General features: G+C 64.0%; 24 protein-coding genes. 11 read left to right on the plus strand and 13 right to left on the minus strand.

The genetic code is table 11. From position 1 onward, the window contains the following. Positions 1–5: 5 nt before the first annotated feature. Genes ACIBG0_RS20340 through ACIBG0_RS20355 form a run of 4 tightly spaced genes read right to left on the minus strand, consistent with a single transcriptional unit; the run spans position 6 to position 4384 of the window. Positions 6–686 carry an SRPBCC family protein gene (locus tag ACIBG0_RS20340; protein ID WP_397034501.1) on the minus strand — a complete coding sequence of 227 codons (681 nt, stop codon included), beginning with the start codon at positions 684–686 and terminating at the stop codon, positions 6–8. Beyond that, a complete protein-coding gene (locus ACIBG0_RS20345; RefSeq protein WP_397034502.1) occupies positions 683–1174 on the minus strand; it encodes a (2Fe-2S)-binding protein in 492 nt (163 codons plus the stop codon). The genes ACIBG0_RS20340 and ACIBG0_RS20345 overlap by 4 nt, the downstream gene beginning before the upstream one ends. Further along, complete coding sequence (locus ACIBG0_RS20350; protein WP_397034503.1) at positions 1167–2042, minus strand: FAD binding domain-containing protein; 876 nt, start codon at positions 2040–2042, stop codon at positions 1167–1169. The genes ACIBG0_RS20345 and ACIBG0_RS20350 overlap by 8 nt, the downstream gene beginning before the upstream one ends. Beyond that, a complete protein-coding gene (locus ACIBG0_RS20355; protein WP_397034504.1) occupies positions 2039–4384 on the minus strand; it encodes a xanthine dehydrogenase family protein molybdopterin-binding subunit in 2346 nt (781 codons plus the stop codon). Before ACIBG0_RS20355 ends, ACIBG0_RS20350 begins: the two co-directional genes overlap by 4 nt. A gap of 350 nt (positions 4385–4734) precedes the next feature. Here ACIBG0_RS20355 and ACIBG0_RS20360 point away from each other — a divergent pair, with 350 nt between their 5' ends. Then, a complete protein-coding gene (locus ACIBG0_RS20360) occupies positions 4735–5811 on the plus strand; it encodes an XdhC family protein (RefSeq protein ID WP_397034505.1) in 1077 nt (358 codons plus the stop codon). On the opposite strand, the gene ACIBG0_RS20365 is transcribed toward ACIBG0_RS20360, so the two are convergent. The 4 genes from ACIBG0_RS20365 to ACIBG0_RS20380 form a co-directional block, all read right to left on the minus strand. Further along, positions 5775–6401 carry a TetR/AcrR family transcriptional regulator gene (locus tag ACIBG0_RS20365; RefSeq protein ID WP_397034506.1) on the minus strand — a complete coding sequence of 209 codons (627 nt, stop codon included), beginning with the start codon at positions 6399–6401 and terminating at the stop codon, positions 5775–5777. The two genes, ACIBG0_RS20360 and ACIBG0_RS20365, sit on opposite strands and share 37 nt — an antisense overlap. 80 nt (positions 6402–6481) lie before the next feature. Then, entirely contained in the window at positions 6482–6913 is a 432-nt protein-coding gene (locus ACIBG0_RS20370) for a nuclear transport factor 2 family protein (RefSeq protein ID WP_397034507.1), read from the minus strand. A 91-nt stretch (positions 6914–7004) separates the two neighbouring features. Then, entirely contained in the window at positions 7005–7193 is a 189-nt protein-coding gene (locus tag ACIBG0_RS20375) for a ferredoxin (RefSeq protein ID WP_397034508.1), read from the minus strand. A 303-nt stretch (positions 7194–7496) separates the two neighbouring features. Continuing rightward, the gene (locus ACIBG0_RS20380) at positions 7497–7700 is read right to left on the minus strand and encodes a cold-shock protein (RefSeq protein WP_397034509.1); all 204 of its coding nucleotides are present in this window, start codon (positions 7698–7700) and stop codon (positions 7497–7499) included. A gap of 25 nt (positions 7701–7725) precedes the next feature. On the opposite strand from ACIBG0_RS20380, the gene ACIBG0_RS20385 reads away from it, so the two are divergent. Together ACIBG0_RS20385 and ACIBG0_RS20390 are read left to right on the plus strand one after the other, a co-directional pair. After that, complete coding sequence (locus ACIBG0_RS20385) at positions 7726–7992, plus strand: hypothetical protein (protein ID WP_397034510.1); 267 nt, start codon at positions 7726–7728, stop codon at positions 7990–7992. Further along, positions 7982–8800, plus strand: coding sequence for an amidohydrolase family protein (locus ACIBG0_RS20390; protein WP_397034511.1), 819 nt, complete (start codon positions 7982–7984; stop codon positions 8798–8800). Before ACIBG0_RS20385 ends, ACIBG0_RS20390 begins: the two co-directional genes overlap by 11 nt. A 300-nt stretch (positions 8801–9100) precedes the next feature. On the opposite strand, the gene ACIBG0_RS20395 is transcribed toward ACIBG0_RS20390, so the two are convergent. Next, positions 9101–9751: a hypothetical protein gene (locus ACIBG0_RS20395; protein ID WP_397034512.1), complete on the minus strand. Its 651-nt coding sequence runs from the start codon at positions 9749–9751 to the stop codon at positions 9101–9103. A gap of 283 nt (positions 9752–10034) precedes the next feature. Between ACIBG0_RS20395 and ACIBG0_RS20400 the strand changes: the two genes are divergently transcribed. The 5 genes from ACIBG0_RS20400 to ACIBG0_RS20420 all read left to right on the plus strand — a co-directional run bounded on the left by ACIBG0_RS20400 (position 10035) and on the right by ACIBG0_RS20420 (position 13872). Next, the gene (locus ACIBG0_RS20400; protein WP_397034513.1) at positions 10035–11468 is read left to right on the plus strand and encodes an aminobutyraldehyde dehydrogenase; all 1434 of its coding nucleotides are present in this window, start codon (positions 10035–10037) and stop codon (positions 11466–11468) included. 445 nt (positions 11469–11913) lie between these two features. Beyond that, the gene (locus tag ACIBG0_RS20405) at positions 11914–12426 is read left to right on the plus strand and encodes a hypothetical protein (protein WP_397034514.1); all 513 of its coding nucleotides are present in this window, start codon (positions 11914–11916) and stop codon (positions 12424–12426) included. A 93-nt stretch (positions 12427–12519) separates the two neighbouring features. Then, complete coding sequence (locus ACIBG0_RS20410) at positions 12520–12831, plus strand: DUF3467 domain-containing protein (RefSeq protein WP_397034515.1); 312 nt, start codon at positions 12520–12522, stop codon at positions 12829–12831. Between the two features lie 18 nt (positions 12832–12849). Beyond that, positions 12850–13008, plus strand: a complete 159-nt coding sequence (locus tag ACIBG0_RS20415; protein ID WP_397034516.1) for a hypothetical protein — start codon at positions 12850–12852, stop codon at positions 13006–13008. A 357-nt stretch (positions 13009–13365) separates the two neighbouring features. Continuing rightward, a complete protein-coding gene (locus ACIBG0_RS20420) occupies positions 13366–13872 on the plus strand; it encodes a flavin reductase family protein (protein ID WP_397034517.1) in 507 nt (168 codons plus the stop codon). 228 nt (positions 13873–14100) lie between these two features. Here ACIBG0_RS20420 and ACIBG0_RS20425 read toward each other — a convergent pair whose 3' ends face one another. From ACIBG0_RS20425 to ACIBG0_RS20440, 4 genes are all read right to left on the minus strand, one after another. Further along, positions 14101–15051 (minus strand): DUF5996 family protein, encoded by a 951-nt coding sequence (locus ACIBG0_RS20425; protein ID WP_397034518.1) that lies wholly within the window; start codon positions 15049–15051, stop codon positions 14101–14103. 221 nt (positions 15052–15272) lie between these two features. Further along, positions 15273–15608: a calmodulin gene (locus ACIBG0_RS20430; RefSeq protein ID WP_397034519.1), complete on the minus strand. Its 336-nt coding sequence runs from the start codon at positions 15606–15608 to the stop codon at positions 15273–15275. A gap of 163 nt (positions 15609–15771) precedes the next feature. Then, positions 15772–16803, minus strand: coding sequence for a peroxiredoxin family protein (locus tag ACIBG0_RS20435; protein ID WP_397034520.1), 1032 nt, complete (start codon positions 16801–16803; stop codon positions 15772–15774). 332 nt (positions 16804–17135) lie between these two features. Continuing rightward, a complete protein-coding gene (locus ACIBG0_RS20440) occupies positions 17136–17735 on the minus strand; it encodes a TetR/AcrR family transcriptional regulator (protein WP_397034521.1) in 600 nt (199 codons plus the stop codon). A gap of 94 nt (positions 17736–17829) precedes the next feature. On the opposite strand from ACIBG0_RS20440, the gene ACIBG0_RS20445 reads away from it, so the two are divergent. From ACIBG0_RS20445 to ACIBG0_RS20455, 3 genes are all read left to right on the plus strand, one after another. Next, entirely contained in the window at positions 17830–18732 is a 903-nt protein-coding gene (locus tag ACIBG0_RS20445; RefSeq protein ID WP_397034522.1) for an alpha/beta fold hydrolase, read from the plus strand. A 112-nt stretch (positions 18733–18844) separates the two neighbouring features. Beyond that, positions 18845–19669: an SDR family oxidoreductase gene (locus ACIBG0_RS20450; protein WP_397034523.1), complete on the plus strand. Its 825-nt coding sequence runs from the start codon at positions 18845–18847 to the stop codon at positions 19667–19669. 72 nt (positions 19670–19741) lie between these two features. Continuing rightward, on the plus strand, positions 19742–19972 hold the full coding sequence (locus tag ACIBG0_RS20455) for a zinc-binding dehydrogenase (RefSeq protein WP_397034524.1): 231 nt from the start codon (positions 19742–19744) through the stop codon (positions 19970–19972). Positions 19973–20044: the final 72 nt, after the last annotated feature.

The following is a 20044-nucleotide window of genomic DNA, read 5'->3' on the forward strand; positions in this document are numbered from 1 at the left end:
CTGTCTCACCTTTCACGGTGGCGGCGGCGAAGCAACACCACAATGTTCAGCGCCAATAGCAATGCCACCGCCGGCGGACCGAAACGCTTCAAGCGGCCTAAACCGGCCGCTTCGAGCAGGTCGATGGGTTCGGCCGCTCCGCGCGGCGCGGTAGCCGACGCCGTCACCCCGGCGCCGACCGCATTGCCGTCGTCTTCGGAATCCGACTCCAGTGCAACGACTTCCGTCGAATCCCGGTCCTTGGCGGCGGTGATCTCCTGGGCGAGGTTCGCGGCGAATCGACCAATGAGCGTGCCCGCCACCTCGGCCAGGGTGCCGCGACCGAACTGCGCGGGCTTGCCGGTGATAGCCAGGTCGGTCTCGACGACAACATCGGTAGCACCATCGGCTTCCGCCAGTCGACAGGTGATGACAGCGTGCGCGGTGCCGTTGCCGCGAGTTTCTCGTCCGCCGCCCTCGAGCACGGCGACCTTGGTCGCCTCGTCGGTCGACCGAAATTTGATAACGCCGGTATAGGTCAGACCGACGGGGCCGAGTTTGACTTTGATCTTGCCGGTGTAGCCGTCGTCGTCCTTACCCGTGAGCACGGCCCCGGGCACACAGGGCGCGATCCGCTCGATGTCGAGCAGCACGTTCCACGCGTCCGACACCGGGACGGGAATGCTGAAGGTGTTCTCGAGCTTCATGCGGAGTCCTTCACAATGCCGCTCTTTTCCGCCGCCGCCCGGACGGCCTTGATGATCCCCTGGTATCCCGTGCAGCGGCACAGGTTTCCGGATATGGCTGCACGAATCTCCTCGTCCGTTGGATGCGGATTGTCGCGCAGGAATGCGGTCGCGGTGACGACGAAACCCGGTGTGCAGAAACCACATTGCAGGCCGTGGTGCTCCCGCAACGCGGCTTGCACGGGCGATAGCTCACCGTCGGCCGCGGCCATCCCCTCGACGGTTGTGATCTCGGCGCCGTCGGCCTGTACAGCGAAAACCAGGCAGGCCCGCACCGCCTCCCCATCCAGCAGTATCGTGCAGGCCCCGCACACCCCGTGCTCGCAGCCGAGATGGGTACCGGTCAGCCCGCAGTCGATCCGCAGAAAATCGGCGAGGGTACGCCGGGGTGGCACGACCTTACGCCACGCGATCCCATTGACCCGCAGCTGAATTTCGACATCAGTCATCACTAGCCTCCTGCACCGCACGCCGCCACGCACGCCCCACCATGGCCGCACCGACGCGGCGGCGATAGTCGGCTGATCCATGTAGATCCGATGGCACCGAATCCAGCCCGGACACCGCGGTACGTCCTACATCCCCGGGGTCCACCTCGCTTGCGGCACGACCGATCAACTCGACTTCGGCCGCACCCGCTCGTACCGCCATCGGTCCGAGTCCGAACAATCCGATCGCGCACCGGTAGATGCGCGAATCCGCATCCAGACGCACCGCGACCGTGGCCCCCGCGATAGCGAAATCGCCACTGCGACGGGCGAATTCCTCGATCGCGAAACCGCACCGCCCGTGGCGCACCGGAAATACGATGCCGGTCAGCAGTTCATCTTCGGCCAGTTCGGTGCTCCACATCCCGGTGAAGAAATCGGCTGCGGCGATCGTCCGCCGTCCGCGCGGTGACAGCGCTTCGAGTTCCGCATCGAGTGTCAGGGCCACCGCGGGATATTCGGCCGCCGCATCGGCATGGGCGATCGACCCACCGATGGTGCCACGGTTGCGGATCTGGAAATGGCCGATCAGCGGGGTCGCGCGCGACAACAGTGGGACGGATCCGCGGATTTCCGCGGACTTGCCGACCGCGGAATGCGTTGTTCCGGCACCGATCCACACTGAATCATCGCGACTGTCGATGCCGCGCAATTCTTTCAGGCGGCGCAAGTCGACGAGGTGGTCGAAGACCGCGAGGCGAAGGATGAGCATCGGCATCAAGCTCTGCCCACCGGCGATCGCCTTGGCTCCATCGCCGAGTTCGGCCAAGAGTTCGACCGCTTCCTGCGCAGTCGCCGGCGCGTGGTACTCGAACGCTGCCGGCTTCACGCGGTCACCGCCTTGGCGTCGGCCGCATCGATCAGCGCGAGGATCGCGGCGGGAGTCAGCGGCAGCCGGGAGACTTCCACGCCGAACGGAGCCAGCGCATCCGCGACGGCGTTGACCACCGCTGGCGAGGAACCGATCGCGCCGCCCTCCCCGACCCCCTTGTAGCCGCCGGGCCCGGGTCCGGGGGTTTCGACGTGACCGAGCTCGATGACCGGCACCTCCGTGGCCGTCGGGATCAAGTAATCCATGAAGGTGGTGGCGACGGGGTTTCCGCTCTCGTCGTAGGCGAGGTTCTCGTAGAGCGCCCCGCCGATGCCCTGCACCGTGCCGCCGTAGATCTGGCCCTCCACCACACTGGGGTTGATCATGGGGCCGCAGTCCTCGCTGACGATGTAGCGCAACAGTGTGACCTCGCCGGTCTCGATATCGACCTCGCATGTGCACAGGTGGGTCGCGTTGGCCCAGATCATCGGGCTCTGTGCGCGATAGCGCCCGCTACATTCCAACCCCGCGGGCACACCGGAGGGCAGCGCATCCGGCTGAAAATAGGCAATCGCGGCAATCTCGGACAACGACAACTCGGCATCGGACGCCATGCGCACCGTGGCCCGCCCGTGTGTGAACTCCACCTCGCCGACCGCCACACCCAAGCGATGGGCTGCGATGGCCAGAATCCGTTCCCGCAGTACCGATGCCGTCTCGGCGATCGCCCCTGCCACCATCGAGCCGGAACGGCTGCCGCCGGTGCCGGCGCCGAATGGTGTCACAGCTGTATCCCCCTGGATGGTGTGGACATCTGCGATGTCCACACCGAGCGCGTCGGCGGTCAGTTGAATCGCGGTTGTCTCCAGGCTGTTTCCCGAGGATCCACCGGCGAGATACACGTTGACCTTGCCCGAGGGCTCGATGCGGATCGTCGCGCCCTCGGTACCGTGGTAGGGGGTCGACGCTGCGGTCGGCTCCAGATATGTACAGGTGCCGACGCCGAGGAAGCGGCCCTGCGCGCGAGCCAGTTCCTGCTCACGGCGGAAGGCCGGATAATCGAGCATCCCGAGCGCCTGCTCGAACGTCTCCAGCGGCGTGACATCGCTGTAGCGCATGCCGCTCGGGTTGAGTAGCGGCAAGTCCTCGCGGCGCAGCATGTTCCGGCGGCGCAACTCGGCCGGGTCGATGCCCAGTCGCCGTGCGGCGGTGTCGAGCAACACCTCCCGCGCCATCGATTCGAACTGCCACGGTCCGCGATACGCCACTCGCCCAACGGTGTTGGAGTACAGCATCTTCATTGTGAACGTCGCCGCGGGCACCCGATACGGCCCGGGGAACAGCATCCCGACAACTGCCGCGGCCGTCATCGGCGACGGCACCGGATAGGCCCCGACGTTCTGCACGTAGTCGAGCGAGGCGGCCAGAATCGTGCCGTCCCGGTCGAAGGCCATGCTGGCCTCGCCATGGTCCTGGCGTGCCAGCCCCGCCGAGATCAGGTGTTCCTGCCGGTCCTCGATCCACTTCAGCGCGACCGGTACCTTCGTCGCCGCCAACATGACACAGATGTCCTCACGCTGGACCACCACCTTCTGCCCGAAGCCGCCTCCGGTGTCGCCCACTATGACTCGCACCCGATGCTCGTCGACGCCTAGCAGCCGGGCGCAGAAGCCGCGCACCTCGTGCGGCGCCTGGGTCGAGGTCCAGATCGTCATCTCACCGGCCGATGCCGACCACTGCGCGACCACTCCGCGGGTCTCCATCGGCACCGGCGTATACGCCTGCTGAAAGACACTCTGCCGCACCACATTCGGTGCCGCATCGAACAGCGGCGCCAGCTCTTCGGCTGGCCGGCCGGACAGCTGTCCCGCAATGTTCCCCGGAAAACGGGCGTGCACGAGGGCCTGCGAACCTTCTGCGGTCGTGTAATCGACCACGGCGGGCAGGGGCTCGTAGTCGACGACGACCAACTCCGCCGCGTCTTCGGCTAGATATCGGTCGGAGGCGACGACCAGCGCGACCGGATCCCCAACGAACCGCACCTCGTCCTCGGCCAGCGGCGGCCAATTCAACGCGGGCAGGTGCGGCCCATCGATCCGGTACGACTGATCGTGCACGCCGAGATTGAGGTCCGCGGCCAGAAAGACGGCGTAAACCCCGTCGAGCGCAACGGCTTGCGTGGTATCGATGCCGACGATCCTGGCGCGGGGTAACGGACTGCGCACAAAGCAGGCGTGCAGCATCCCCGGCCGCGACACATCATCGACGAATGATCCGGCGCCCGTGAGCAGCCTCGGATCCTCGATCCGCAGGACGCGTGTACCGGCATAGGTATCGGACGTCGTTTGTGCGGTAGTCACCGCTCACCCTTTTCCTCGGTATGCCGTGCGATCGACCAACACCCAGGTGCTCGACTACGCCGGTACTTCGGTTCGTGCATTTGGCCTCCATGTACGCCCGATGGCATCACACGACATCGGCGCATACCGCTTTTGCGCTGCTCCAGCCCCGCCACTAGATGGATGGCGTTGCGCGGCTCGACCGAATCGAGCCACCCGGATCCGTCATCCGCGACGGTTCTGTCTGCGGTCTCGGCATCGATATTGTGCTGATCAACTGTCTAGCATCGGACTCGAATACCTGTCAATAGACGTGTATGTCGTATATGAGAATGATATTCTCGTCCGTGGCACGGCTCGAGAGGATGATCATGCGCGAATTGTCGGCACAGCTGTTGCGATGGCATGCACAGCGCGCTTCGTATGCCGTAGCCACGGTTGTCGACGTAACCGGAAGCGCGCCACGGCTGCCCGGCGCAACCATGGCCGTGAACGACGCCGGCGCCGTCATCGGCAGCATCTCGGGCGGCTGCGTGGAAGCGGCCGTCTACGACCTGTGCCGTCAGGTACTGCGGTCGGGTACGCCGACGCGGGAGACGTTCGGCTACAGCGATTCCGACGCCTTCGCGGTCGGGCTCACCTGTGGTGGCGAGGTCTCGGTTCTCGTCCATCGAGTCACCGATCAGCAGTATCCGGCCATCGAAGCCGTCCTGCGAGCCGAGCGCCCGATATCTCTGGTTCGCGATCTGAGAACCGGTGAGATCAGCGCCGTCGGACCAGAAGAAACTACCGGTGCGAAGGTCGATCCGACAGTGGTGCGGCAAGCTTTGGGCATGCTCGACGCCGACGCGTCCGGCGTGCGGATAACCGGATGCGACGATGCCCAACGCGCGGTATTCATCGAGTCCTTCGGCTCGCAACCACGTCTGATCGTTTGCGGGGCAACCGATTTCAGCGCCGCACTGTGCCGGGTCGGGCGATTGCTCGGTTACCGGGTCACCGTTTGCGATGCGCGTTCAGTGTTCACCACGCAGGCGCGATTCCCCGACGCCGACGAGGTGGTGGTGGACTGGCCGCATCGGTACCTCGGCCGCACCCACGTTGATTCGCGCACAGCGGTGTGCGTGCTGACACACGATCCGAAGTTCGATATTCCGGTCCTGCAGCTGGCATTGCGGCTACCGATCGGATACCTCGGTGCGATGGGCTCACGCCGCGCCGACGCAGATCGTCGTGCACGTTTGCGGGCAGCAGGTCTCACCGAGTCCGAGCTGCGTCGTCTGCACTCACCGATCGGTTTGGAACTGGGCGGACGGACTCCCGAGGAGATCGCGGTGGCGATCGCCGCGGAGATCGTCGCCGTGCGGCGCGGTGGGTCGACCCTGCCGTTGTCCGCGACGAACCGGCCTATTCATGCCGTGTCGGATTTGCAGCCGTCACCGACCTGACCTGTCGCAACTTCCGGTGGCTCCAAGATGTCGAGGTAATGCTCGACCAGAGCGAGCATCTCGTCATGGCCCATGGTGAAACCGAAGTTGGCTTCTGTCACCATGATTCGCGGCAGGCCCGAGAGCAGCATCGACAGCGTCACCGGCGTGATCTGCGCGGCATCGGTACGGCGCTCCCGCAGGATGAATGTGAAAGCGGTGACCTGGATTTCCCGGTACCGCCGCGCATAAGCCATCAGCTCGCTACGAATTGCCTTGCGATGGTTGGCCAGCGCGATGAACTCCTGCATCAGCGCGTTGCCGCGCGGATCCCGGGACAGTTCCCACAGGGCATGCAGCGGCCGGTCCGAGGTCAACGCTTGCATTTGGCGTTCGAAGTTGGCCTCGGTCCCCTCACTGAAAACCGCGAGGAATAAATCCTCCATGGTCGGGAAGTAATAATGCACCAACGCGGGCTTGACACCCGCCTCGGCGGCCACCCGGCGGGTCGTCGCGGCGGCGTAACCCTCCTCGGTCATGACCCGGGCAGTGGCTTCCAGAAGAGTGCGCCGCGTCGCCGAGTCCTTCGCGCCTCGCCTGCGGGTGGACATGATGCGAGGCTATCACTGGGCAGTCGGATAGCAGCGGCCGGATCAAGCCCCGCTCGCTGCTGATCGGACACTCAGGGAATTTACGGCAGCACGACGCTGGGATTACCGTCAGTCCAGGTGCTCAACAATAACCGGAATGCGATCCGCCAGCCGGACTCGGTGCGACGCAGCAGATCCTGATAGCGACCGGCCGCGAGGAAGCGTTCACCGCCGCGCAGGTGCTGGGCCAGGTAGTAGCAACTGTGGTGGGCCTCGTCTCCGGTGATCGTCACGACATGGTTGGTGACGAAATGTTGAGTGACATCGAGCCTTTCGATCCCCGCCCGCACTCGTGCGAGGATCTGGGCAGGGCCGGTGCACCGCTGTTCGGCCGACGAATAATCCCAGACGGCGTCTGGCGTGAACAGACTCTCGAAAAGCGGCCAGTCGCGATTATCGAGGGCGGTGGAGTATGCGGTCACGGTGTCGACGACCGCGATCCGGTCGGCGAGCAGCTCTATGGCGGTGGTCATCTGCGTTCCTGATCGGTAATGGTGATAGGGATGTCGAGACCGGGGTCGCAGCGAGCGTATTCGTTCGACATCCTCGACACCATGCTGTGACTCAGCTCGTTTCGATTGCGTGCTCGGGGCAGGCCTGGGCAGCGGATTCGACCGCCTCGCTGAACTCGTCTGGCACATCGGACATCTGGACCTGGGCATAGCCGTCGTCGTTGATGGCGAACACCTGCGGGCACAGACCGGTGCAGACGCCATGGCCCCGGCAACGATCCGAGTCGACGAAGACCTTCATCAGGCCCTCCCTTCACTACATAACTGCTGGGCAACTGGATTCGGCCGTGCGGGGACGAAGGTCGGCGCGCCGCTTCGTCGCTCCCTTACACACTGCGGTTGTCAGGTCCGCGGACTTCGCAGTCCACTCAGTTCCGTCACTTCGCGAACCGAGAGAATCTCACTCTCAATTGATGGCAACAATATTCTCGTAAGGTAGGAACGTCAAACGGTCAGGTGGCCAGCAGTGCCATGTTCATTGCCCCGGAACACGCAGCAGCCCCGCACCCTTAGGGTGCGGGGCTGCTGTACCGAGCCGCGTCGATCAGATAGCGCGGACTTCCTGGGCCTGCGGGCCCTTCTGTCCTTGTCCGACCTCGAACTCCACGCGCTGTCCTTCTTCGAGGGACTTGAATCCCGAGCCGGATACGGCGGAGTAGTGCACGAAGACGTCAGGGCCGCCACCGTCCTGCGCGATAAAACCGAAGCCCTTTTCGGCGTTGAACCACTTCACACTGCCTTGAGTCATTGCTTTACTTCATTCTTTTCTGTAGATGAGCCAAGCGGATCACGTCGATAAGCCTGATCTCACCCGACAATCGTCCCATGGATTCACGGCAGAAACGGATAATGTGATCCAGCCGACCCTCAGCGCCGGTACGGTCACTGACGCGGCCCCCTGTGGCGCGCCGGCGATGGGCCTGAGCATCGGCACCCCAACCGAGCGCTGGACGTGCTGCAACTCTGCTCGCAAGGCGCTCGGCGAAGCCGCCTGGGACTGTCCCCATGCAATGAAAGAACCGATGCCCCATGACCATTGATGTCTGGATGCAGCACCCCACCGTCCGATTCTCCGCCCACGATATGTTCGATTCGCTGCGCCGCTGGACCGGACAGCAAGCGCTCACCGACGAGTTGCCGATCGAGTTCACCCTCGCCGCCATGGACCAGGGCAACGTCGGATTCGGCCTCCTCAGCGCCTGGCACGCCCCACGCGAAGGCGCGCTGATCTCCAACGACGAGGTCGCCACCTGGGTGGCCGCACACCCGGACCGGTTCGCCGGACTTGCCGCGGTCGATCTGGCCAAACCGATGCAGGCCGTGCGTGAACTACGCAGGTGCGTCAGCGAACTCGGATTCAAGGGGCTGCGAGTCGTCCCATGGCTGTGGGAAGCCGCCCCCACCGACCGCCGCTACTACCCCCTCTACGCCACGTGCGTCGAACTCGGTGTCCCCTTCTGCACCCAGGTCGGGCATACCGGACCGTTGCGCCCCTCGGAAACCGGGCGTCCGATCCCCTACGTCGACCAAGTGGCCTTGGACTTCCCGGAACTCACCATCGTCGCCGGGCACATCGGCTACCCGTGGACCGAGGAAATGATCGCCGTCGCCCGCAAACACGAAAACGTCTACATCGACACCTCCGCCTACACCAGCCGCCGCATCCCCACCGAACTGGTCTCCTACATGAGAACCAACTCCGGCAGCCGCAAGGTCCTCTTCGGCACCAACTACCCCATGATCGCCCATTCCACCGCCCTCGATGGGCTCGACGAGCTCGATCTGGACGAACCCACCCGCCAGCTGTACCTACACAGCAACGCCGCCCGCGTCTTCCACCTCGACTGATCACGGCACGGTCCACCGTCCCGCCGGGAACGCTCCTCGGCGCGACACCCGTTCACGGCAACAACTTCGACCTTCTCCTCGATGAGAGCGAAAGATGTTGCGCCGCAGTCATCACCACGGCCCGATTCCAGCGGCGGTGATCGCGCGGACGTCGTCGCGGGGTTCGACCAGACCGTAAGTGGCCCGGGTCGATCCCGGTGAATTCTTCCTTGCCGGGCATGCCCACCAGCCGGCCGGTGATGCCATAGGTCCACGCGTGGTCCGGATAAGTGAAGCGGTTCGCCGTTCTCCGGTTGTTGGCTAGCGCGATCCCCCGATGGGGTGGTCTGGCACTGTCACTTCGCCAGCACTGTCGAGGCAGAACCAATGCCAGTCACCATTCAGGTGATGGAACGCGTCTGACGCGCGAGAGGCGCCGGTAAGCTTGGCAAATCCTCCGCCCCCGCTCGAGCAGTTGCCCGTCATGGGGCTGGTTCTGAAGTAGATACCCCAGGCGTAGCTGTCCGCACTGTCGATGCGGTAGAGCCCGAGCCGGTGACCTTCGAACGTCCGCGGATCGCCGCCGTCGCGTACCTGCCGTGCGGCTTCATCGAAGCTGTGGGCCGAGAACTGCCAGCGCACGACGATCGGTAGGTCTGCGCTCCACGCCGTCACCGTGAACGCCACCACTAGCGCAGGCGCAAGCAGAGGACTGAGTTCGGGTACCCGAAGCCGCCGGGTTACCACAACCCGGGTCAGGTAGCCGAGGATCACGCAGAACAACCCGAACGACGCGCTGATCAAGAAAAACCACAACAGCAACGACTCGGCGCCATCAGGGGCACTCGCCCGCAGGAGTGCGCCGAGGCAAGACGCAACCGTGCCGGCGAGCAACAGGTACCAGGCGAGTTGTGACCGTAGTCGTCGCTTCTTCTGTCGACCGGGAAGGCTGTCGGAGTGCGCCGTGCTCATGCCGGAAGCGTAGCCGCCAAGCCGGTTTCAATCCCTGGACCAGGCGACGAAACCCAGCCCATACAGCTCCGAAGTGATGCCGAAACCCGCCTGCCCGAATCACCGTTGGAGCCGTCATGTGACGCGAGATCAGTCGAAAACGCTCGAAGGGCTCGAGCTGAATAGCGGCCGCATCGTGACCGAACGAGCGGATCTTGTCGGGACGCTACGACAGCATAGACAAGGCGGGTGAACCTTCCACGTCAGAGAGTTGTCGACTGAACAGAGCAATCGAGGAGGCGTCATGGTTGTGGTCCAGAACTTCATCGACGGTAAGCTCGTCGACTCGGTCGGCGGTGCGACGATGGCCCTCGTCGACCCTGCCACCGGCGATCAGTACGGCACCGCCCCGGTGTCCACCGAACAGGACATCGACAACGCGTACGCAGCGGCGGCCAGGGCGTTCTGCGACTGGAAGCGCACAACGCCGTCGGACCGCCAGAAGGCGCTGTTGGCTTTCGCCGACGAGGTGGAGAACGCGGCCGACGCGCTCGTTGCCGCCGAGGGACGCAACACCGGCAAGCCGAAGCATGTCACGTTGGCCGTAGAGATCCCGCAGATGCTGGACCAGATCCGGTTCTTCGCGGGGGCGTCGCGAGTGCTCGAGGGCAAGTCGGCCTGCGAGTACCTGGCGGGCCATACATCGTGGATCCGTCGGGAGCCGATCGGCGTTATCGGACAGGTGACGCCGTGGAACTACCCGATGATGATGGCAATCTGGAAGTTCGTTCCCGCGATCGCGGCGGGAAACACCGTGGTGATCAAACCGAGCGACACCACCCCGGTGACCACGGTGATGCTGGCCGAACTGGCCGCCGAGCACCTGCCACAAGGCGTGCTCAATGTGGTAACCGGTGACCGGGTGACGGGTGCGGCGGTGGTCGCGCATCCGACCCCACAGATGGTATCGATCACCGGTTCGTTGGCCGCAGGCCGTGCGGTCGCCGAGTCGGCCGGAGCCCACCTCAAGCGCACGCATCTGGAGTTGGGCGGCAAAGCGCCGGTAATCGTGTTCCCCGACGCTGATATAGCCGCTACCGCCGCGGGCATCACGGCCTCGGGCTATTTCAACGCCGGGCAGGATTGCACGGCGGCCACCCGGGTCCTCGGCCACGCGTCGGTGGCCGAAGATCTGACCGCGGCGCTGGCCGAGCAGGCCGACAATGCCACAACGACGTTCGGCAAGGCCACCGGTGACGAGAATGCCTGGGTGCCACCGGTCAATAACGCCAACCAACTACAGCGGGTGCTCGGCTTCCTCGATGAGGTGCCCGATCACGCTTCGGTCGTGACCGGTGGGCACCGGCAGGGCGACCGCGGGTATTACGTCGAGCCGACGGTCATCGGCGGGCTGCGGCAGGCCGACCGGCTGAGCCAGAACGAGATATTCGGACCGGTGATCACCGTGCAGTCGTTCACTGACGAAGACGATGCGATCCGGTGGGCCAACGGCGTCGAGTACGGGCTGGCGTCCTCGGTGTGGACCAAGGATCTGTCGCGGGCGCTCCGCGTGTCGGCCGCACTCGACTTCGGTTGCGTGTGGATCAACACCCACACCGCGCTGATCGCCGAGATGCCGCACGGCGGGTTCAAGTCCTCCGGACACGGCAAGGACCTGTCGATGTACGGGCTGGAGGACTACACCCGAGTCAAGCATGTGATGGCCAAGATCGACTAGCTAAGTACCAAGTCCCCCTTCGCAATTCGAGCGATGACTCGATCACGAAAAGTGGGACGGGCCGGATGACGCACCGGCGGGCATCGACAGCTCCTTTTTGCTACCGCCGAGTGCCAGTGACCGACTGTCCCGAATGCGGTTCAGCGATGCGACGCATCGACACAGCGGACAGATAACTGCATGGTCGCTGACGGAGGAATGCTTGCTCAGAATGAGGCCAGTCACCCTGGCTGGTCGCGTCGATCAGCAGTGAAGTCATGCCTTCATCGGCGACAGTTGCCCGGTAGCGAAGCCATGAATGTAACCGCGGCCGGATCGCCACGTAAGTTTCACCGCCGTTTCCGAATGGTTGCGATGAAGTTGCTGACAAGGGGTTGGTCTTCAGACACAATGAGTTCGGTCAATCGAGTCCGTCCACTCAACCAACTCTTGGAGGGAAGCTCATATGGCTCAGGAAACCAGCACTGACACCAAGCGTGGCGACATCATGGATATGCAGAACCTTCGGGACATCGAGATGGTGCTGCGGCTCCAGATCGATGAGGCGCGGCAGGAAGCTCAAAGCGCTCGTCAGTACGCCCAGCAGGCACAGAACCTTGCTCGGCAGGCGCAACACCAGACCCGTCAAGTCCAGCACCAGGCGCAGATCGCCCAGCACGAGGCCAACCAGGCCAACCAGCAGGCCCAACAGGCCCGCCAACAAGCCCAGCAGGCGCAGAACCAGGCTCAGCAGGCCCAAGGCGAGGCCGATCGGGCGCAGAGCCAGGCCCAGCAAGCACAGGGCGAGGCCAACCAGTCCAACCAGCGTGCCCAGTCGGCACAGGATCAGGCCGAGCAGGCCAGCCAGTTGGCCCAGCAGGCCGAGGATCAGGCCACCCGTACCCAGGACCGGTCCGGGCAGTGGGAAATGCAGCTGCATCACCTTCGCGAGCAGGCACGCCAGGCACAGTTCCGCTAGCCACCGATCTGCTGTCGACGAATGACGTGTCGACGAAAGGGGCCACCGCCCAGCAAGGAGCTCCTTTCGTCGACCGGTGAAAGGTGACCGCGGATGAATGAACCGACTCTGCCGCCCCCGAACGACGTCGAGGTGATCGTGCCGGAGGTGATGAGCGCCGGTGTCTACTCCAACGGGTTCACCTGCTGGTACAACCGCACCGACTTCACCCTGGACTTCCTCGTATATCTGCCGACCGATCAGGGCGTCGACGACGATGGTCGGCCGGTGATGCGTCAACCGGCTCGAGTGGTGTCGAGGGTGAAGTTCCCGCCGGCGATGATCTTCCGGCTGATGCAGATCCTGAACGACAGCATGAGCAACTATGAACACCAGTTCGGCCCGATTACCCACCTCGGAGAATAACCGGACAGGACGAACACGATGCTCCTATCCAGTCCCATCATCATCCTCGCGAGCCCGCGCGACCGGGCGGTCATGATCGATTCCGCCATCCGCTACCGGCCGGACAAGATCGAGGGCCACCGCTACCGCATCACCGCCATTACGCCAGAACGGGCAGACCAACCCACCTTCGAATGAGCGCGCCGAGAGCGGCCGGTATGCGGCGACGTACTCGTCATTACTCCATGAGAGCCGGTCCGCGGATCAGGACAGCAGCTGCTCGATTCGGGTGGCGCAGAAGCCGGTGATGTTCAGGTCCGACAGGCCTTCGCGACATTTCCCGCAGCGCATTCGCCGTATCCGGATCGGTGGCGCGGTTCGCTGGCTTCACCACCGGCACCCTCGAACCCGGGCAGTCGCACACCATCGGCATTGAGCTGCCACAACGCGCTTTCCAGCACGGATGGGAACCCGCGGTCGGAGCCTCCACCCTTCATGTCGGGCGCGGGTAGACAGTTGCGGTCGAAGTCGATAGCGGTCTGATATACACAAACGATGTCGGATGCTGCGGTACACGGTCCCAGCGCGTTCAAGTCGATGGTGGCCTTGGCCGATGCGCCGGTGTTCATCGTGACGGTCGCGGTCGGGGATGAGCGCAGCGGTTGTCTGGTGGGGTTCGCGTCACAGGTCAGTATCGATCCGGCACGGTTTCTGGTCTGTTTGTCGAAGAACAACCGCACATACCGGACCGCGATGGCAGCCGCCTATGTGTCGGTGCACCTGGTCGATCGAGACAACCTTGCGCTTGCGCAACTGTTCGGTGCGGAGACCGGCGACGATATCGATAAATTCAGCCGGTGCCGATGGCGGGTCGGCCCGAACGGAGTGCCTGTGTTGGTGGACGCGGTCGCCTGGTTTTCCGGAACGATCCAGGCTCGCAACGACTTCGGTGACCATGTGGGTTTGGTCTTGGCCCCCGAAGCTGGATACGCAGCCGGGCGAACGGTTGATGCGGTGCGATGGAGCTCTGTCGCCGACCTGGAGCCGGGACACCCGGCTTAACACCCATGTACAGCGTCGGCTTACCAGGGTTTCGCCCACCGGTGGTCCCGCGTTGGTTCGAGCTGATGCGCGAGGACGGCACGACCGTTCCTGGCGGCTGTGCGCATGTGCGTCGGCACAAGAACGGCCCTGCTTCCGCCACGGCTACATCGCGGTCCGTTCTGCCACTGACGTGGCTGGCGTAACGCCATCGAGGCGCGGTTGCCCGACTCCTGGAATCGGTGTCCGCTATTTCTGGGCCCACCGGTGCGGATCGCATTCGAGTGCTGCCCGATCCCATTTGCCGCGTTCGGCGGCCGCTTGATAGGTAGTGTGCAGGAATTCCAGAAGAGTTCGTTCCGGATCTGCGGCGGTGCGTACCGCCTCATAGGGCAGTAGAAACTGGCCGTTATCGGCGCTGTAGAAAGCGTGCCGAGGACCGACCGGATAGTCGGCGAAGCCGTCGGGTTCTGGATAGGCGTAGGCGTAGAAGGCACCTTCTTCACCACCACCCGGCCAGAAGCCGCAGCTACTCAACTCGTGGGAGTAGCCCTCTACCATCACCCAATCACCGCAGTTGGGTGCGCCGCCAGGATGCTTCGGCGCGGTGCGGCCGGAAAACCTGGTACAGGCCAGATCCATGGCGCCCCAGAAGAAGTGCACCGGGCTCACCTTGCCGATGAAATACGAGCGAAACTCGCTCATTACTCGTTGGGCCGCGACGAGTTGACGCCAGAACAGATGCACGGCGTCGCGATCATAAGAAGCATGCTCGTAATCCTCGGCGAACGGGATCGCAGGATCGATCTCGTTGGGCTTCGCTTGAATCTGTACCGCAATGCCGAGCTCGTCGAGCGCCCCCATCGTTTCGGCATAGAAATCCGCGACCGACTTGGGTTCGAGCGCGATCTGACGGGCGTCGCCATCACTGGCTCGTATGTGCAACCGGTGCTCATCGAAGTCGAACTCGATGTCGAAAACACCGGCCTCGTACGGTATCGCGGAGGTGGTCAAACCACGCGGGCTGACGTAGAGGGTGACCTGCCACCAGTGGTTGATCATCGGCGCATGAGCGAGCCGAATCTTGCCGATGATCTGGGTCCACAGGTGCAGCGTGTCGCGAGTAGCGGTCCACTCATCGACCCGCAACCGCGGCCAGCGTCGCGACGACGCCGTCTCCGCGCGAGTGGTCTCGGCCATCCGACCTCCTCGGTCCGTCCGTCGGTTTCGGTGCGGTCCTGAGTAAGGCTCAGACGATCGCAGCCTCCACATCGGAAACGATTTCGAACTCTGCACGATCCTTTCGCGCTCGCATGTGGCGTTCGACGAGCGGGCCGGACCGGATGGGGACACGAGCTACGGAAACCAGCGGACCCCGGCCGAGAGCGCTCGGCCGGGGTCCGCCGCCGATGGCGTCGCGATCAGCGGATCTCTCGGGTGAGTCGAGAGGACCACGGACACCAGAAGCAACCCGGCAGGAAAGCGCCGCAAGCCTCGTCCAGATGGTCCTCGAGGTAGGAGATAGACGAGTCACAGACCTCGATCGCCATGGTGAAGAAGGTGATCGTGTCCGGGTCTAGGTGGAAGCTCCAACCCGGGTTGTAGTCGACTTCCTGTTTCCTGATGCGTCCCATGACATGGATCGACATCTGCTCCTCGCCGGACAGGATCCGACGCGCTTCCTCGATGCGCTGCTCGTTATTGAGCCGGATGATGAATTCCTTGCCGGAGTAATCGGTGAATGCGAAGTCCGCCATGACATCTCCCTGCCAAAAGTGGTGGATGGGGGTCGCGCGCGGTTCTGCATCGATGCACTCAGCATCGTATCGGCGGGAGAGCACTGCTGTATACGAAAATCTCTGTGCGACAAACAATTTCGACTGGCAGCCGGTTTTCGACGTAGGTAGCCTGATCGAGGGGTCAGTTCCGAGCCTGGTTAGCGGCGTGGTGGCCGTTGCTTCGAGAGGAAAGCTGGGCTCGGCTCGATTTCCCGGCGAGAATCAACTCACGGATCGCGATAGCGCCCCGTGCGACAGGCGCGGCGACCCGGCCCTCCGCGTCGATCAGCACAGCCGACGGTGTACCGCGGACGCGATATCGCAGTGCCGCCTCGTTGCCCTGCTGCACCAGCGACGGGATCTCGCCCAGACCCTGTTCGGCACCCCAAATGGCCTGCTCATCGGCATCGCCGTTCCCGACGACGACCATGGTCATGGCCGTGCGCGCCCGCCACCGCGGCAGCTCACGGGCCAGCGCGGCGCACATCTCACAGCCCGGGTGCACGAACACCAGCAATACTGCCCGGCCCTCCGAGAGCAGGTCCGCCAGGTTCGTGCGGGCGCCCGCGACGTCGAGCAACTCGAACTCCGGCGCGACCGAGCCGACCGGCAAGCCCTCGGCCCCCAGCGTCGAGAGCGCCTGCTCGTCCAGCCGACGCCGCAGCACACCGACCTGGCCGATCACCCACCCGAGGATCCCGCACAGCAGCGCACCGAGCGCGAGCCCGGTCGCGGCATCGGCAGCCAGTCCGGCGGGCACCGCGGGACGGGCCAGCGCGCCCCACAGGACCAACGCCGCGAGCACCATCAGCACACCGTTGCGCACGAGACTGCGCGCGCCGATCGGCGTCGTACTCGCCGCGCCGAAGCATGAGCAGGAGGGGCGCTTGCCGCGCCGCAACAAGCCGACCATGACCACTGTGAAGACCATCAGCAGGAGCAGCGCACCGACCGCCGCCGCGACGGCCGTCCACGACAGAACGACGCCGACCGCCACCACCGCCTCGGCGACCGGCAGCCCCCATGCCACGGCGGGCACCCACCGCACCGGCACCTCGAACTCCCCCACCGCCCGCCGCGTACCAGCGCGATCGGCCAGTTTCCCCCAGGCCGACAGCCCGAACACCACGGCGAGCGCCAACCGCGTAACCCACACCCCGTATTCGATCAGCATGGGCCGCACCCTCCCACATCCGCGGTTATTCGAATTCGGACTCGCCGGAAGAGTATTCGAGGTGTTGTGAAGGTCTACTCTTTTCCGGGCCGGTCGGGGGATGCACGCCAGGCTGTACAACCGATCGCGGGCCGCTGACGATCGTCGAGCCAGCTGCCGTCCGCGTTGGCCGGTGGCGATACCTGATCCGCGCCCAATCCTGCACTGAGATCACCCTTCCGATCCGTCGATGGGTGGCCTCCTTTTCGAGGAGCGCCGACATCTCCTGCCTCGACTCCGGTCGGTGGACACGGGTCGTGGCGCTATCAGGATCGGGAGCGGAGCAGCTGAGCTCAGCGGTTTGTTGCTTGGTTGATGAGAGCTTGCGCTGCTCCGCGGGCATGTGCCCAGGGCGCCGGATCGTCCAGAGAGGTGGACAATGCGGCGGCACCCTCGTACAGGACAGCGAGCTGCTCGCCCAGCAGTTGGGGGTCTGCCGCGCCGGCTTGTCGGGCCAACTCGGTGAGGCCGTCGATGTAGTTCCGCTTGTGCGCGTGGACGATGGCTTGAACACCAGGCATGGTCTCGGCTGCCTCAACCGCCGCGTTGTGGAACGGGCAGCCACGCATCGGCGCATCGGCGGCATCTGGACTGTCGAACAGTGCGAGCAGCCGCGAACGCGGATCCGAATCGGACTTCCCCGACGGCATGTCCGTGATGTCACCCACCGCTTCCCGCAGCATGCGCAGATACTCCTCCACCAACGCGGCCTTGCTCGGAAAGTGTTGGTAGAGAGTTCTTTTCGAAACGGATGCTTTGGTCGCGATCAGTTCGACACCGGTGGCGTTGATGCCCTCGTTGTAGAACAGGTCGGCAGCTGCCCGCAGGATGCGCTGACGTGCGCCACGCCCTCCCCGACGGGTCGGTTCCTGAGTATCGGTCAGCGTAGTCATGAAGCAAGTATACCGATCTGTTTACAAGTGAGGCGATATGGGAGTACCGTTGCCTTCGCAAGGTACACCAATCGGTTTACATCAGGAGGAAGTCATGACAGACCGGCGAGCCACTCAGCGCGTTCCCGACCGTCATCAGCAGGGGCAGAGTATTCGTGTGGGCGGCACGTCGTATGCGGATGCGCCGACCAAATCCGTGCAGGTCGGCGCAACGCGGTTCGCCTATCGCGAGCTGGGCCCCGGTACCGGCGTACCAGTGATCTTCTTGAATCACTTGGGTGCGAATCTGGACAACTGGGACCCCAGGGTGGTCGACGGCATCGCATCCAAGCATCGCGTGATCACCTTCGACAACCGCGGGGTCGGCGCGTCAGAAGGCACAACACCGGACTCGGTCGAGGCGATGGCACGAGATGCTGTCGAGTTCATCCACGCGCTCGGCTTCGACCGGGTCGATATTCTGGGGTTCTCGCTAGGAGGCTTCGTAGCGCAGGTGATCGCTCGCGATGAGCCCGAACTCGTGCGAAAGCTGATCCTCGCGGGGACGGGTCCGGCGGGAGGCGAAGGCATCGTGAACGTGACCTCGGTGACCTACCGTGACACGTTGAAGGCGTTGGCCACTTTCAAGGATCCGAAAGAGAATCTGTTCTTCACCAGAACCGCACACGGCAAGTCGGAGGCTCGTGCGTTCGTGAAACGGCTCAAGGAACGCAGCGTCGACCGCGACAAGGCAATCGCACTGCGCGCATTCCGCACTCAGCTGAAGGCGATCCACGCGTGGGGCGCGCAGGAGCCATTCGACCTCAGCCGTATCCAGCACCCCGTTCTCGTAGCCAACGGTGAGGACGATCGGATGGTCCCGACGAGCAATTCGTTCGACTTGCAACGTCGTCTGCCGAACGCGAAGCTCCGCATCTACGTGGACGCCGGACATGGCGGGATCTTTCAGCATCACCAAAGGGTCGTCGCAGAGGCGCTCGACTTCCTGGGGTCATGAGGCTCGGCAGCATCGGTATCGCAATCGGTACACGTCAGTGATCGATGGTGCGTCGATCACCGGGCCCGAGCGGCCTGCCCATTCGACCTTCGACGACGAGAGTAGGAAAAGCATGCCTTCTGTATTGATTACCGGCGCCAGCAGGGGGATCGGGCTGGCGATCACCGAACACATGAGCCGACGAGGTTGGCAGGTGTATGCCACGGCTCGATCCGATGCCGCCATCGAAAGTCTCGATCGCTTACCCAATGTGCACGCCATCGGTCTCGACATCACCGACCGGTCCGCCATCGCTACGCTCGCCGCTCGACTCCCCGCTGAACTGAACGGCGTTGTCAACAATGCCGGCATCATCGTGAACGGACCGGTGGAGGGGTTGTCTCTCGATGAGTTGTCACGCCAACTCGAGGTCAACGTGACAGCCCAGATCGCAGTGACGCAGGCGGTGCTGCCGAAAATACGTGAAGCACATGGACGGGTGGTGTTCATGTCATCGGTCAGCGGGTTGATCACCACGCCGGGTACCGGCGCCTACAGCGCATCGAAGTATGCAGTCGAGTCCTTGGCCGATGCACTCCGAATCGAGTTGCGCCCGTGGCGGATCCCCGTCTCGCTGATCGAGCCCGGGCCCACCCGTACCGACATGTGGGGCAGCATGCTCGACGAGCACGACCGCATGACCGCGAAACTGAGCGACGAGCATCGCGAACTGTACGCATCACACCTTGCCGGGACTCGGAAGCTATTGGGTCGCATGCAAAAGCTCGCGGGCGATCCGCAGAAGGTCGTCAAGGCCGTCGACCACGCGCTGACATCGAAACACCCGAAGCGTCGCTACCTGTGCGACAACGTCAGTCGGGTGCAGAAGTTCGTTGTCGCGATAACTCCTACGGCCGTCAACGACGCGACCCTGTCAGCGGCCACCACGTCGAAGTGAATCCTTGCCGGTTGCCCGGAACCTCCGAGCCGCCCGAGCACGGGGATCGGCCAACCGCTGCTCGCACCCGTCATGGCCCTGTGGAGCCGCAAGATCCGCAAACAAGCCAAAAAGCAGCGAGTGCGGTACTCATTCTTCTTCATGAAGGCCAACGGCGCCCAACTCGAGAAACTGGCCACGCTATACGACAACGGCACCCTACAGCCGGTGCTCGACCGCACCTTCCCCTTGGATCAAACCCTCGACGCCATGGCCTACGTCGAACAAGGCCGCGCCAACAGCAAAATCGTCATCACCCGATGAACGGACGCCCGAAATAGCTACGCGCGAAATCCGCGTCGGTCCACGGTGTGCCCCGGACCCGCCGAAGTGGGG

The sequence above is a fragment of the Nocardia sp. NPDC050630 genome (assembly GCF_044457245.1).
Taxonomy (GTDB): domain Bacteria; phylum Actinomycetota; class Actinomycetes; order Mycobacteriales; family Mycobacteriaceae; genus Nocardia.